At 67.6% G+C, this 13,782-nt stretch carries 15 protein-coding genes; 12 read left to right on the top strand and 3 right to left on the bottom strand.

All coding sequences use genetic code 11. From position 1 onward, the window contains the following. Positions 1-3: 3 nt before the first annotated feature. Complete coding sequence (locus V3B41_RS12490) at positions 4-432, top strand: BLUF domain-containing protein (RefSeq protein ID WP_049430948.1); 429 nt, start codon at positions 4-6, stop codon at positions 430-432. A 15-nt stretch (positions 433-447) separates the two neighbouring features. Here V3B41_RS12490 and V3B41_RS12495 read toward each other — a convergent pair whose 3' ends face one another. Beyond that, positions 448-768 (bottom strand): metalloregulator ArsR/SmtB family transcription factor, encoded by a 321-nt coding sequence (locus tag V3B41_RS12495; RefSeq protein ID WP_049430946.1) that lies wholly within the window; start codon positions 766-768, stop codon positions 448-450. A gap of 86 nt (positions 769-854) precedes the next feature. Here V3B41_RS12495 and V3B41_RS12500 point away from each other — a divergent pair, with 86 nt between their 5' ends. The 3 genes from V3B41_RS12500 (at position 855) to V3B41_RS12510 (ending at position 2,822) form a co-directional block, all read left to right on the top strand. Further along, entirely contained in the window at positions 855-1,292 is a 438-nt protein-coding gene (locus V3B41_RS12500; RefSeq protein WP_049430942.1) for a YeeE/YedE family protein, read from the top strand. After that, positions 1,289-1,702, top strand: a complete 414-nt coding sequence (locus V3B41_RS12505) for a DUF6691 family protein (protein WP_049430940.1) — start codon at positions 1,289-1,291, stop codon at positions 1,700-1,702. The genes V3B41_RS12500 and V3B41_RS12505 overlap by 4 nt, the downstream gene beginning before the upstream one ends. Before the next feature lie 67 nt (positions 1,703-1,769). Next, a complete protein-coding gene (locus V3B41_RS12510; protein WP_049430938.1) occupies positions 1,770-2,822 on the top strand; it encodes a linear amide C-N hydrolase in 1,053 nt (350 codons plus the stop codon). On the opposite strand, the gene V3B41_RS12515 is transcribed toward V3B41_RS12510, so the two are convergent. After that, positions 2,819-3,598 (bottom strand): DUF6491 family protein, encoded by a 780-nt coding sequence (locus V3B41_RS12515; protein ID WP_049430937.1) that lies wholly within the window; start codon positions 3,596-3,598, stop codon positions 2,819-2,821. The genes V3B41_RS12510 and V3B41_RS12515 overlap by 4 nt on opposite strands. 81 nt (positions 3,599-3,679) lie before the next feature. Here V3B41_RS12515 and V3B41_RS12520 point away from each other — a divergent pair, with 81 nt between their 5' ends. From V3B41_RS12520 to thrC, 5 genes are all read left to right on the top strand, one after another. Next, positions 3,680-4,375 (top strand): AraC family transcriptional regulator, encoded by a 696-nt coding sequence (locus V3B41_RS12520; protein WP_049430935.1) that lies wholly within the window; start codon positions 3,680-3,682, stop codon positions 4,373-4,375. A 175-nt stretch (positions 4,376-4,550) separates the two neighbouring features. Continuing rightward, positions 4,551-5,501 carry a DMT family transporter gene (locus tag V3B41_RS12525; protein WP_197619609.1) on the top strand — a complete coding sequence of 317 codons (951 nt, stop codon included), beginning with the start codon at positions 4,551-4,553 and terminating at the stop codon, positions 5,499-5,501. A gap of 357 nt (positions 5,502-5,858) precedes the next feature. Further along, entirely contained in the window at positions 5,859-8,363 is a 2,505-nt protein-coding gene (gene thrA / locus V3B41_RS12530; protein ID WP_100443546.1) for a bifunctional aspartate kinase/homoserine dehydrogenase I, read from the top strand. Further along, complete coding sequence (locus V3B41_RS12535) at positions 8,360-9,274, top strand: homoserine kinase (RefSeq protein WP_049426981.1); 915 nt, start codon at positions 8,360-8,362, stop codon at positions 9,272-9,274. Before thrA ends, V3B41_RS12535 begins: the two co-directional genes overlap by 4 nt. Before the next feature lie 29 nt (positions 9,275-9,303). Next, positions 9,304-10,590, top strand: a complete 1,287-nt coding sequence (thrC, locus tag V3B41_RS12540) for a threonine synthase (protein ID WP_049426983.1) — start codon at positions 9,304-9,306, stop codon at positions 10,588-10,590. Between the two features lie 86 nt (positions 10,591-10,676). Here thrC and V3B41_RS12545 read toward each other — a convergent pair whose 3' ends face one another. Then, complete coding sequence (locus V3B41_RS12545) at positions 10,677-11,429, bottom strand: helix-turn-helix domain-containing protein (protein ID WP_049426985.1); 753 nt, start codon at positions 11,427-11,429, stop codon at positions 10,677-10,679. A 126-nt stretch (positions 11,430-11,555) separates the two neighbouring features. Here V3B41_RS12545 and hisS point away from each other — a divergent pair, with 126 nt between their 5' ends. The 3 genes from hisS to V3B41_RS12560 all read left to right on the top strand — a co-directional run bounded on the left by hisS (position 11,556) and on the right by V3B41_RS12560 (position 13,755). Further along, the gene (hisS, locus tag V3B41_RS12550; RefSeq protein WP_049426987.1) at positions 11,556-12,953 is read left to right on the top strand and encodes a histidine--tRNA ligase; all 1,398 of its coding nucleotides are present in this window, start codon (positions 11,556-11,558) and stop codon (positions 12,951-12,953) included. Beyond that, positions 12,953-13,249: a hypothetical protein gene (locus V3B41_RS12555; RefSeq protein ID WP_049426989.1), complete on the top strand. Its 297-nt coding sequence runs from the start codon at positions 12,953-12,955 to the stop codon at positions 13,247-13,249. The genes hisS and V3B41_RS12555 overlap by 1 nt, the downstream gene beginning before the upstream one ends. Positions 13,250-13,446: 197 nt before the next feature. Beyond that, complete coding sequence (locus tag V3B41_RS12560) at positions 13,447-13,755, top strand: YerC/YecD family TrpR-related protein (protein WP_005416326.1); 309 nt, start codon at positions 13,447-13,449, stop codon at positions 13,753-13,755. Positions 13,756-13,782 lie beyond the last annotated feature (27 nt).

Below are 13,782 nucleotides of genomic sequence, written 5' to 3' on the forward strand. Positions count from 1 at the left end.
GCCATGCCATTGCGCGTCATCGCCTACGTCAGCCGGGCGCTGCCGGACCTTTCCGCCGAGCGCCTGCATCGGCTGGTGGAAGACGCGGCACGTTTCAACAAGCTGGCAGGGGTGACCGGCGTGCTGCTGCATGACGGCGAACGTTTCCTGCAGTACATCGAGGGTCCGCCGGACGGCATCGATTCGGTCTACGAGCGCATCCTGCAGGCAGGAAGCCACATCGACATCATCGAACTGGCACGCGGGCGCCTGGGCCAGCGCCAGTTTCCCTATTGGGCGATGCGGTCGCTCCCGGTCGACGCGGCGATGCTGCGCCAGCTTTCTTCCAGTGACTGGTCAGGGTTCACCCGCACCCTGCAGGGCGACCGTTCGGCACCGACGCCGGTGGACCTGCTCGATCAGGTGGTGCAGCCGGTGCTGCACGCTGGTTGAAGGCCTGCGCCGGATTCAGCGCGAAGTACCACCGCAGTAGGCCGCATGCAGCGCCTGCAGCACGCCCAGCGCCGGCCCTTCAATGACCCGGTAGTGGATTGCCTGTGCTTCGCGCCGGGTCGCCACGATATCCAGTCCGCGCAGTACCGCCAGGTGCTGTGACAGCGCCGATGCGCTCAGGCCGGTCAGTGCCTGCAGTTCCGGCACCGGTGCCTCACCTTCTACCAGGCGGCACAGCACCCGCAACCGGGCCGGGTGGGCGAGGCTTTTGAGCAGCGTGGCTGCCTGTGAAGCGTGTTCGGCCATCGCGGCGCTGTCGAGCTGGGTGCGGGCCATGGTTGACCATTTTGTTTAGGATGATCTAATTTAGAATAATCTAAATAAATGGACAATCCCATGTGCGGCAGTGAAGAGGGCGGGGCATGAACGTGCCATGGAGTGCAGTGGCAGGTGGTGCGTTGATCGGCGCCGCTGCGGTGCTGTTGCTCGCCACCATCGGACGCGTGGCGGGCATCAGCGGCATCGCCGCGGGCAGCCTGCACGCAGCCAAAGGCGAGCGTGGCTGGCGCTGGGCCTTCCTGGCCGGACTGCTCGCGTCGGCTGGGCTGGTCCTGTGGTGGCAATCGGTGCCCGAGGCATCGCCACGCGTGTTGCTGCGTGATGCTTTGCCGGCCTGGCAGTTGATCGGAGCCGGGCTGCTGGTCGGCTTCGGTACACGGCTGGGCAATGGCTGCACCAGTGGTCACGGCGTCTGCGGCATGGCCCGCGGCTCAAAGCGTTCGCTGGCAGCCGTGCTGGTGTTCATGGCCTGCGCGATGCTGACCACCTTCCTGGTCCGTCATGGCGGAGGCCTGGCATGAGCCGCGCAGTCTGGGCCGCCGGCGCGGCGGGCGCATTGTTTGGCATGGGGTTGGCGCTTTCGGGAATGACCGACGCGCGTCGTGTCCTCGGCTTCCTCGACATCACGGGCGACTTCGATCCCACGCTGATGTGGGTGCTGGGCTCGGCGCTGCTGGTCAGTGCGGTCGGGCAGCGTTGGGTGCTGCGGCGCGTGCAGCCGTGGTTCTCGCTCCACTTCCAGCTGCCTGCTGCCCGGGGTGTCGATGCTCGCCTGCTGCTGGGTGCCGCGCTGTTCGGCATCGGCTGGGGCTGGGCGGGCTATTGCCCGGGCCCGGCCATCGCCGGGCTGGCCGTGGCATCGCGCGAATCCCTGTGGTTCGTGCCGGCGATGCTTGCAGGATTCTGGCTGCACGACCGCTTCGTCCGTTGAGGCTTCACCCTTGTGTCACCCTGCTTGGGGTCCTATCTTCGGATCACGGGGAAAGGAGTGCAACGACATGGCACGGATGAAGTGGATGGGAAGAGGGATGCTGGTGGTCGCGCTGGCCGCAGCCGTGGCACCGGCTCTGGCCTGCACGCGCGCGGTGTACCTGGGCGACAACGGTGATGTGATCACCGCGCGCTCGATGGACTGGAAGGTCGATGTGGCGACCAACCTCTACATACTGCCGCGCGGCATTGCGCGCACCGGCCAGGCAGGCCCGAAGTCGTTGGCCTGGACCGCGCGCTACGGCTCGGTGGTGGCGACCGGCTACGACGTGTCGACCACCGATGGCATGAACGAAAAGGGCCTGGTGGCCAACCTGCTGTGGCTGGTCGAATCGGAGTATCCACAGCAGCGTGGCACCAAACCGGGCCTGGCCATCTCGCTGTGGGCACAGTACGTGCTGGACAACTTCGCCACGGTGGACGAGGCGGTGGCAGCGCTGAGGCGTGAACCGTATTCGATCGTCACGGACAAGGTGCCCGGTGAGGATCGCCAGGCGACGCTGCACCTGTCGCTGTCCGATGCCAGCGGCGACAGCGCCATCGTCGAGTACATCGGCGGTCGTCAGGTGATCCATCATGACCGGCGCTACCAGGTGATGACCAACTCGCCGATCTTCGAGCAGCAGCTGGCGCTCAACACCTACTGGCAGCAGATCGGTGGCACGGTGATGCTGCCGGGCACCAACCGTTCCGCCGACCGCTTCGCGCGCGCCTCTTTCTACATCAACGCCATTCCCAAGGCCGAAGACCCGGTCGTGGCGCTGGCCAGTGTGTTCAGCGTGATCCGCAATACCTCGGTGCCCTACGGCATCACCACGCCGGGCGAGCCGAACATTTCATCCACGCGCTGGCGCACCGTGGCCGACCACAAGCGGAGGCTGTACTTCTTCGAATCCGCACTGACCCCGAACACGTTCTGGGTCGATCTGAACAAGGTCGATTTCGGTGGCAAGGTGCTCAAGCTGGATCTTGGCCCGGACCAGCGCAATACCTTCTCCGGCGATGCACTGGGCCAGTTCGTGCCCAGCGCACCGTTCACCTTCCTCGGCGTCGACGGTTAGTTCGACGCCTGGCCGGAGGCCGGGTAGACCGCCTGGATCGTGCAGCTGCCGCGGGTGTACTGCGGCAGCGGCGCGATCCCGTCATGGCGCAGGTCGCCTGCTTCGAACCCGGCGGTCGTGACCCGGTCGCCGGGATTGCCGCAGATCAGGCCATTCTGCAGGCCGGAGTGGAAGCTGAGCTGTGGCGCACGATCAAGCTGGCGGCAATGGCTGCCGAGTTCCACGCGGTAGTAGCGATGCCCGCCATTGCGGCGCGGATTGGTCTCCACCAGCATGCCCTGCGGATCGGACGACCATGCGCGCACGTTGCGGGTCGCGAAGCAGTACGAGGGCGAGCCGCCGAAGCTGCGGCGCACCTCCTTGCGTTCGCGGATGGTCATGGCGGGCAGGGTAGCGGTGCGCAGGCGGTCGCTGTCGCGGGTCACGCTGGCATAGTCGCGGTTCTGTACCGGCGTGACCGCGCTGACGGCGCAGCTGCGGCCGTCAACCACGACGCGCTCGCTGGGTCGGCCGCAGGCCCAACCGGCGGGCGCTTCCAGCTTCAAGGTGGTGGCTGCGCGGACCCCGGGGCAATCCTCGCTGAAATCGATGCGATAGGCCTGGCCGGACGCAGCGCGCAGGGCAATCGAGCGCGGCGAGGCCTGCTCCACTTCCTGCACTCCGACAGCGTCCATGCAATGCGGTGCCGGTGGCATACGTTGCTGTGCGGAGGCCGTCGCGGCGAGGGCCAGGCCGAGGCCGGCAGCAAGCACCAGGCGCACGTACTGATCGGTCATGACCTGCATTCCCTGCGTTGGATGACGGATCGACTATAGCAGCGGTTTGCGCGGCCGGTATTACACGCGCACACTGCGCCGATGGGCGCCATCTTCCACCTGCGGCACTACGGCCAGGCCACCGGCCTGGACCGCCATGACTATGCGCAGTGGGTGCTGCCGCTGCGGGGTGAACTGCAATTCGAAATGGAAGGCCGCGGTGGTCGCCTGGACGTCCTGCAGGGGGCATTCGTTGCCGCCGGTGAGGCGCATGACCAGATGGCGGATGGGCCGAATGGTTTCGTGATCGTCGATTGTGCCCCGGGTGTGCTCGATGACGGCACGCAGGAGCATCTGTGCCGCCAACGCTGGCTTTACCTGCCATTGGCGCTGCGCCGGCGTCTTGCCAGCGTACAGGCTGGGCAACCGATGCCGGCGCTGTTGCCGCAGTTGTTGCAGGTGTTTGCCCCCGCCGGCAGTGGCGCACGCATGCAGGGGCTGTGCGCGGCAGTGCAGGCGGAGCCCGGCCAGGCGTGGCCGGTGGCGCGCATGGCCGCGTTCGTGGGTGTCGGCGAGAGCCGCTTGCATGCGCTGTTCCAGCGTGAGTTCGGGCTCAGCCCGCAGGCTTGGCTCAGTGCGTGCCGGTTGCGCTGGGCCAAGCACCAGCTGCGCACCAGCACCGCGTCGATCTGCGATATCGCACTCGCTGCAGGCTATTCCGAGCAGAGCGCACTGACCCGAGCGCTGCGCCGCGAGTGCGGCCAGACCCCCGCAGCGTGGCGCCGGGGCGCCATCTGACCTGTAGAGCCGAGCCCACGCTCGGCTGCCTTTATCTACACAGCGGGCAATCGCAGCCGAGCATGGGCTCGGCTCTACAGATCAGCGACAGCGCAGGGCAGTAGCCTGGGTCAAGAGCGTGCACCGGCCAGCGCTTACACTGCGCGGCCTGTTCTCTCTCCCCCGAAGAACCCGAATGCGCAACAACCCGATGGCCCTGGGCATCGCCAATGGCGTTGCCGCCGGCGCGCTCTGGGGCGTGGTCTTCCTCGCGCCCGCTGTGCTGCAGTCGTTCAACGCCCTGCAACTGTCCGCCGGTCGCTACCTGGTCTATGGCCTGATTGCCGTAGCCCTGTTGCTGCCGCGCTGGAAACGGCTGGCGCCGAAGCTCGGTCGCGCCGAATGGATCGGCCTGCTGTGGCTGAGCCTGGCTGGCAACCTCGTGTACTTCCTGTTGCTGGCCACCGCGGTGCAGTGGGCAGGCGGCGCGGCGGCGTCCCTGATTGTCGGCCTGATTCCGGTGGTGGTCACCCTGGTCGGCGTGCGCGAACAGGGTGCAGTGCCTTTGAAGCAGCTGCTGCCGGCGTTGGGCCTGTGCGTGCTCGGCGTGGCCTTGGTCGGCTGGGAGGCACTGATGTCCGAGCACCTGGCAACCCCGTGGCGGCAGCGCCTGATCGGCCTGTTGTGCGCGTTTGGCGCGCTGTTCTCGTGGGCACTGTACTCGATCGGCAACAGCCGCTGGCTGGCGCGCCGGCCGGACCTGTCCAGCCACGACTGGTCACTGCTGACCGGCGTCACCACCGGTGGCCTGGCCCTGCTGCTGGTGCCGATGGCCTTCATCGGTCACACCGGCAGCCATTCGGCGGCGCAATGGAGCGGGTTCTGGGCCATCAGTGCGGGTGTGGCAGTGGTGGCCTCGATCCTCGGCAACGCATTCTGGAACCGGGCCAGTCGCCTGCTGCCACTGACCCTCACCGGGCAGATGATTGTGTTCGAGACGCTGTTCGCGCTGCTGTACGCCTTCGCCTGGCAGCAGCGTTGGCCGACGCTGCTGGAGGCGCTGGCAATCGTGTTCCTGGTGGCGGGTGTGATGCTGTGCGCGCATGCACATCGCACGCCGCGGGCAATCGCCGAACATGCCGGCTGAATACGGCCCGCAAGCGCGCTGATGTCCACTTTGTCTCAGTTGCAACCAAATGCCGGCACGTTGGCCGATGATCGCCGCAGAGAAATTTTGCATCGCAGCACTTGACAGCCGCCCGGCGTGCAGTGTTTTCTGTACGCCATGGTCCTTGATGCCGCCCACGCCAGCCTGATCGCCCCCGCCACTGCGGGCCGTTCGACTGTGCCGGTCGCCATCACCACCATTACCACCACCACCGTCACCACTCGCCTGGTGCGGCCCGTCGTCTTCGTGTAACTCCCGAAAACCACGGCCCCGCACCATCCAGGTGGCGGGGAGACTCGACACTTGCATGCGACGGGGCCTCCTGCCGAGGTCTGCATGTCTTCCCACGCCCCCGCCCAACCCGTTGCCCCGGCCGATCTGGCCGCACCGTCCATCGTCGTGCACAAGTTCGGCGGCACGTCGGTGGCCGACGCCGAGCGCTACCGCCATGTCGCCGGCCTGCTGCTGGCGCGTCCCGAATCGCTGCAGGTCACTGTCGTTTCGGCAATGAAGGGCGTCACTGACGCGCTGATCGAGCTGGCGCAGCTGGCGGCCAAGGGCGACGAAGGGTGGCGCGAGGCCTGGTATGCGCTGCGCGCACGCCATCGGGGCGCAGCCGTGGCGCTGCTGGGCGAGCAGGTGGGCGAGACCGTGGAATGGATCGATGCCCGCTTCGAGCAGTTGGCCGAGGTACTGGCGGCGCTGGCGGTGATCGGCGAGCTGCCGCGCGAAGTACTCGACCGCGTGCAGGGCCTGGGCGAAGTATTCTCCGCGCAGCTGCTCGGCACGCACCTGCAGGCGCTGGGCGAAGACTGCGCGGTGCTGGATGCGCGCGATGTGCTGGTGGTCGGCCATGGCGAACTGGGTGTGGATGTCGACTGGGAAGCTAGTGCGGACCGCTTGGCCAAGTGGCGCCTGCAGCATCCCCAGCCGCGGGTGGTTGCCACGGGTTTCGTCGCCCGTGACCGCCACGATCGCATCACCACGCTCGGACGCAATGGCAGCGACTATTCCGGTGCGATCTTCGCCGCGTTGTTCAACGCCGATGAACTGCACATCTGGACAGATGTCGATGGCGTGCTGTCGGCCGACCCGCGGCTGGTGCCCGAGGCGGTACAGCTGGAATCGCTGAGCTACGACGAAGCCTGCGAGCTGGCCTATTTCGGGGCCAAGGTTGTGCACCCGCAGACGATGTCGCCGGCGATCCGCCTGGGCCTGCCGATCTTCATCCGCAATACCTTCCAGCCGGCGCATCCCGGTACGCGCATCTCGGCAGAGCGCTCACCGCGTGGGCCGGTGAAGGGCCTGACCCTGAGCCCCGGGCTGGCCCTGCTGAACCTGGAAGGCACCGGCTTGATCGGCGTGCCCGGTACGGCCGAGCGTGTGTTCGCCGCGCTGCGCCAGGCGCAGGTGTCGGTGGTGATGATCTCGCAGGGCTCGTCGGAACATTCGATCTGCTGCGTGGTGCGTGCCGCCGAAGCCGCGCGGGGGCGCGAGGCGCTGTTGCACGCATTCGCGCATGAACTGTCGGTCGGCCAAGTGCAGCGCGTCCAGGTCAGCGGGGGCGTCAGCGTGCTGGCCGCGGTGGGCGATGGCATGGCCGGCCAGCCGGGCGTGGCGGCCCGCCTGTTCGAAGCCCTGGGTCGTGCGCAGGTGAACATCCTGGCGATCGCGCAGGGCTCGTCGGAGCGCAACATCTCGGTGGCGGTGGACAGTGCCGATGCCACCCGCGCATTGCGCGCCGCACATGCCGGCTTCTGGCTGTCGCCGCAGACGTTTGCGGTGGGCGTGATCGGGCCGGGCAATGTCGGCGCGGCACTGCTTGACCAGCTGCTGGCGGCGCGCCCGCAACTGCTGGCCAAGGCCAATGTCGACCTGCGCCTGCGTGCGCTGGCCTCGCGCTCGCGCATGCGGTTGGAAGTGGATGGCCTGCACGCCGATTGGCGGGAGGCACTGCAGGACGCGGGCGAGTCCAGCGACCTCGATCGCTTCACCGAACACCTGCTGGCCGCGCACCTGCCGCATGCGGTGGTGATCGACTGCAGTGGCAGCGCCGAGGTGGCCGAGCGTTATGAGGGCTGGCTGGCGGCCGGCATCCATGTGGTCACCCCGAACAAACAGGCCGGTGCCGGGCCGCTGCCACGCTACCAGCGCATCCGTGCTGCTGCGGCCGCCAGTGGTGCGCGCTTCCGCTACGAGGCCACGGTGGGCGCGGGCCTGCCGGTGATCACCACACTGCGTGATCTGATGGATACGGGCGACGAGGTGCTGGCCATCGAAGGTATTTTCTCCGGCACGCTGGCCTGGCTGTTCAATCGCTTCGACGGCAGCCAGCCATTTTCTTCGCTGGTCGCGCAGGCGCGGTCGATGGGCTACACCGAGCCGGACCCGCGCGATGACCTGTCCGGCGTGGACGTGGCACGCAAGCTGGTGATCCTGGCGCGCGAGGCCGGCCATGCGCTCAGCCTGGAGCAGGTGCAGGTGGAAAGCCTGGTGCCGGCGCTGCTGCGCGAGGGCAGTGTGGATGACTTCATGGCGCGCCTGGGCGAGTCCGATGCCAGCCTGCTGCAGCGGTTGCACGATGCGCGGGCGCGCGGTGCCGTGCTGCGCTATGTGGCGCGGCTGGGCGCCGATGGTGCTTCGGTGGGTCTGCAGGAGCTGCCGGCCGATCACGCCTTCGCCAACCTGCGGCTGACCGACAACGTGGTGCAGTTCCGTACCCGCCGCTACTGCGACAACCCGTTGGTGGTGCAGGGGCCGGGTGCGGGTCCGGAAGTGACCGCCGCCGGAGTGTTCGCCGACCTGCTGCGGGTGGCTGCCGGTGAAGGAGCGCGCCTGTGATCGCACGTGCGTTTGCGCCTGCGTCGGTGGCCAACGTGGCGGTGGGCTTCGACATTCTTGGTCATGCCATCGCCGGGGTTGGCGATACTGTGAGCGTGCGCCGCATCGATGAGCCGATGGTACGCATCGAGGCGATCCGGGGCAGTGCGGTCGAGCTGCCGTTGAAAGCGGCCGGCAATACCGCCGGAGCTGCGCTGATGTCGCTGCGCGCAGGGCTCGGACTGGACTTCGGTTTCGCCATCGAGATCGACAAGGGCATTCCGTTCGGCTCGGGCATGGGCGGATCGGCGGCATCGTGCGTGGCGGCGCTGGTGGCGGCCAACGCACTGCTGGATGCGCCGCTGTCGCGCGAGGCGCTTTACCCGTTTGCGCTGGATGGCGAAGCAGTGGCCAGCGGTGGCCGCCACGGTGACAACGTGGGTCCGTTGCTGCTGGGCGGCCTCGCGCTGTGCACGGCCGATCGCCTGCTGCCGATCCCGGTGCCGGCCACGTGGCACAGCCTGCTGGTGCACCCACACGCGGTGCTTGAGACGCGTCGCGCCCGCCAGGCGCTGCAGGGCAGCTATGCGCTGGGTGAGTTCGTGGCGCAGAGCGCGAACCTCGCGCTGGTACTCAGCGGCTGCCATCGCAACGACGCCGCGCTGGTCCGTGCTGGCCTGCGTGATGTGCTGGTGGAGCCACGACGCGCCGGCCTGATTGCGGGCTTCGAGGCAGCACGCGATGCGGCGCTATCGGCACAGGCGATGGGGGCAGGCATCTCTGGTGCCGGTCCGAGCGTGTTCGCCTGGTTTGAAGATGCCGAGCGGGCCCACGCTGCCGTGGCGCCGGTGCAGGCGGCATTCGCCGTCGCCGGTTTCGACAGCGATGCCTGGGTGTCGCCGCTGGATGCGCCGGGAGCCCGGCTGTGCTGAATCCTTCCCCCTTACTGGATACCCAACCCATGCAATTTGTTTCGACCCGCGGCCAGTCTCCAGCCGTTGGCCTCAGCGCGGCCATCGCCGCAGGACTGGCGTCCGATGGTGGGCTGTATGTGCCCCAGGTGCTGCCGGCGCCGCGTGAGCTGCAGGCCGGTGCGGCGCTGGCCGATACCGCCGCCGACCTGCTGGCGCCGTTCTTTGCCGGCGACGCCCTGGAGTCTGTGTTGCCATCGATCTGCCGGGAAGCGTTCGATTTCCCAGTGCCGCTGCGCCCGCTCGGCAACGGTGATCACGTGCTGGAGCTGTTCCATGGACCAACGGCAGCGTTCAAGGACATCGGCGCGCGCTTCCTGGCCGGTACGCTGTCGCGGCTGCAGGCCGGCAAGGACCGCGACCTGACCATTGTCGTCGCCACCTCCGGCGATACCGGTGCCGCGGTGGCGGCGGCGTTCCATCGCCAGCCCGGTGTGCGGGTGGTGGTGCTGTATCCGGATGGCCGCGTGTCACCACGCCAGGCACACCAGCTGGGCTGCTTCGGCGACAACATCCAGGCGCTGCGTGTGGCCGGTGCATTCGATGACTGCCAGGCCATGGTCAAGCAGGCGCTGGCCGACCGTGAACTGCAGGCGCAGGTGCCGCTGAGCTCGGCCAACAGCATCAGCCTGGGCCGCCTGCTGCCGCAGATGAGCTACTACGCGCATGCGGCACTGACCCATCATGCTGAAACCCGTCGCCGGCTCAACCTGGTGGTGCCGACCGGCAACCTTGGCAACGCAATGGCTGCGGTGCTGGCGCGTGCGCTGGGGGTGCCGATCGGGCAGATCGTGCTGGCGACCAATGCCAACGCGGTGTTGCCGGCCTACTTCAATGGCGGTGATTACCAACCGCAGGCCAGCGTGGCCACCGTGGCCAATGCGATGGACGTGGGCGCACCGAGCAACTTCGAGCGTCTGCGCTGGCTCTACCACAGCGATGACGCGGAGCTGCGTGCGGCCTTCCGTGCGTTTGCGGTGGACGACGTGACCATCCGCGCCACGATTGCGGCTGCGCATGCCAGCAATGGCGAGCTGTTCTGCCCGCACACGGCGACGGCGGTGAAGGTGCTTCAGGACCTGCGCGCACGCGGTGCCAAGGGCGACTGGGCGGTGGTGGCCACCGCACATCCGGCCAAGTTCGAGGCGGTGGTGGAGCCGTTGATTGGCGAAGCGGTGGCGGTGCCGCCGGCGCTGGATGCACTGTTGCAGCGGCCTGCGCACGCGGAACCGTTGGCGGCCGATTACGCGGCGTTGCGTGAGGTGTTGTTGGGTTGAGCAAGAGCCGCCGGGCATGGCCCGGCGCTACCGAAGGTCAGCGAGCGGGGTAGCGCCGGGCCATTCCCGGCGAGCGCTGGCGGAGGTCAGGCCAGGCCTTCGCCCGCCAGTCCGCGCAATCCGTCCTCGTCGAGGATCTCCACGACGTTCAGGTGGGGCAGGGCAATCAGCCCCTGCTGGCGCAGCTTGGTGAAGGTGCGGCTGACCGTTTCCATGGTCAGGCCCAGATGGTCGGCGATGTCGCCACGGCCCATCGGCAGCGAGACGCGCAGGCCATCGCCGCCCAGCTTGGCCTCGCGCGCGGCCAGGCGCAGCAGGAAGTCGGCCAGTTTCTCGGCCGGCTGTAGCCGCGCCAGTGCCAGTGCGGCGTCCTGTGCGGCGTCCAGTTCCTGGCAGGCACGCTGCAGCAGCTTGCGCTCCAGGTGCGGGAAGCGGCTGCGCAGCGCCTTCATCTGCGGCAGCGCAACGCGGCACACGCGGCTGTCGGCGATAGCCTCGATATCGTAGCGGTGGTGGTCGCTGCCGCTCAGCCCCAGGTAGTCGCCGGGAAGTACGAAGCCATTGATCTGGCGGCGGCCGTCGGCCAGGGTGCGCACCAGGCGCAGGGCGCCGCCAGTCAATGTATAGACATGGTCGCGCTCTTCGCCGGTGCGGGCCAGGGTGCTGCCCATGCTGACCTGCTGGGAAACGGTGACCTGTTCCAGTGCCTGCACTTCATCGGGCGACAGCGCCGAGCACACCGCAAGGTGGCGAACCGAGCAGTGCAGGCAGTCCAGCGTGGTGCAGGACGGCGAGGCGGGATCGTTGGTGGCGGGCGGGGCGCCGGAAGGCCGTGACATGTTGCGGGGGCGTATCGCGGGCGGGGAGGGCCTTATGATACTTCAAGCGGCCGTTCGACCCTGCCCGAGGCGGGGGCGCTAGAATGTCGCCCCCTCCCACGTCCCGTTCCAGCAGGAGTTCCGCCCGTGATCAAGCCCCGTACCCCGCCCGGCACCCTTGAACTGCTGCCGCGCGAGCAGATTGCGTTCCAGCGCATGCTGGACGTGATCCGCCGCAACTACGAGCGCTTCGGGTTCCTGCCGGTGGAGACGCCGGTGTTCGAGCTGTCCGACGTGCTGCTGACCAAGTCCGGTGGCGAGACCGAGCGCCAGGTGTATTTCGTGCAGTCCACCGGTGCGCTGGCCAACGCCGCCGAATCGGGTGATCGTTCGCTGCCGGAAATGGCGCTGCGTTTCGACCTGACCGTGCCGCTGGCGCGCTACGTGGCCGAGCACGAACATGAACTGACCTTCCCGTTCCGCCGCTACCAGATGCAGCGCGTGTACCGTGGCGAGCGCGCCCAGCGCGGTCGTTTTCGCGAGTTCTACCAGTGCGACATCGACGTGATCGGCAAGGACAGCCTGAGCGTGCGCTACGACGCTGAAGTGCTGGCGGTCATCCAGGCGGTGTTCTCGGAACTGCGCATCGGCGACTTCAGCATCCAGCTGAACAACCGCAAGCTGATGCGCGGCTTCTTCGAAAGCCTGGGCGTGGCCGAGGGTGAGCGCCAGCTGGCGGTGCTGCGCGAAGTGGACAAGCTGGACAAGCGTGGTGCCGATTACGTGCGCGAGACGCTGGTAGGCGAGGGCTTCAACATTCCGGCCGAACAGGTCGAGAAGATCCTCGCGTTCGTGGCCGTGCGTTCGCAGGGCCATGCCGATGCACTGACCCAGCTGGCTGCGCTGGAAACCGGCGCAGCTTCGTCGGAAACGCTGCGCACCGGTGTTGCCGAACTGCGCGAAGTGCTGCAGCTGGTGCAGGCCCTGGGCGTACCGGAAAGCGCCTATTGCCTGAATTTCTCGATTGCGCGTGGCCTGGATTACTACACCGGTACCGTGTACGAGACCACGCTGACCGACCACCCGCAGATCGGCTCCATCTGCTCGGGCGGCCGTTATGAAGACCTGGCCAGCCACTACAGCAAGTCGAAGCTGCCGGGCGTGGGCATCTCCATCGGCTTGTCGCGCCTGTTCTGGCAGCTGCGCGAGGCGGGCCTGATCGACGGCATCGAAGCCAGCAGCGTGCAGGCGCTGGTGGCGCTGATGGACGAGCAGGGCATGCCGCAGTCGCTGGACATCGCCCGTCGCCTGCGCGCCGGTGGCATCAACACCGAAGTGCAGATGGAGCCGAAGAAGATCGGCAAGCAGTTCCAGTACGCCGCCAAGGCCGGTATCCGCTTCGTGGTGCTGGCGGGTGAGGATGAGCTGGCGCGCGGCGTGGTGGCGGTGAAGGACCTGCTGCGCGAGCAGCAGTTCGAAGTCTCCCGCGATGAGCTGGCCAGCACCCTGCAGGTGGAGCTGGAGCAGTCGAAGGCGATGGTGTGATGCGGGTCGCGGCAGGAGGGCTGTTCGTCCTCCTGCTGGCCGGCTGCCAGAGTGACCCGTCGCTGCACAGCACGCGCATCGGTCCGGACCACTACCGGCTGCAGGTTGATCGTTGTCATGTGATCGACCGCGCGCAACTCGAAGGCGACCTGCAGGCCCTGGCCGCACAGAAGTGCCCGGCGGGCGTGGGTGCGTTGGAAAACATCCAGTCCCTGCCGAGCCGGCAGGGCAGCCTGCTCGGCGAATGCCTGCGGCGCGGGGCGCTGCAGGCCGAGGTGCGCTGCTTGAAGCCCTGAGTTGTGCCGAATCTATGATTAAAAAGAAAAACGCCCACCTTTGGTGGGCGTTTTTCGTTTCCGGCTGCCCGTTAAGGGGTCAGATCCGTTTTCCGCAGGAAAACGGATCTGACCCCACGCCGCCCGGATTTGACGCACCGCGCAAGAATGCGCTAATGTACTAACGCGCTATTACATTGATGCATGGAAACGACCCCGTGAAAGCCCGCCCCGAAATTGCCGCCAAAGACCCGAAGGCCGACCTGGAAGCCCTGGCCCGGGCCTTTGCCGCCCTGCGCGAGCCTGAGCAGGTGGAAGCGTTCCTGCGCGACCTGTGCACCCCCGCTGAACTGGAAGCCATGGCCGACCGCTGGAAGGTGGTGCCGCTGCTGCAGCAGGGCGTGCCGTATCGCGAGATCCACGAGCGCACCGGGGTCAGCGTGACCACCACCGGACGGGTGGCACGCACGCTCGAGCATGGCCATCGAGGCTATGCCGCCGCCATAGACCGCCTTGCTTCGCGCTGATCCGCGCCCCGTTCCGACCTTCGAGAC

The sequence above is a fragment of the Stenotrophomonas sp. SMYL89 genome (assembly GCF_036319985.1).
Lineage (GTDB): Bacteria > Pseudomonadota > Gammaproteobacteria > Xanthomonadales > Xanthomonadaceae > Stenotrophomonas > Stenotrophomonas maltophilia_Q.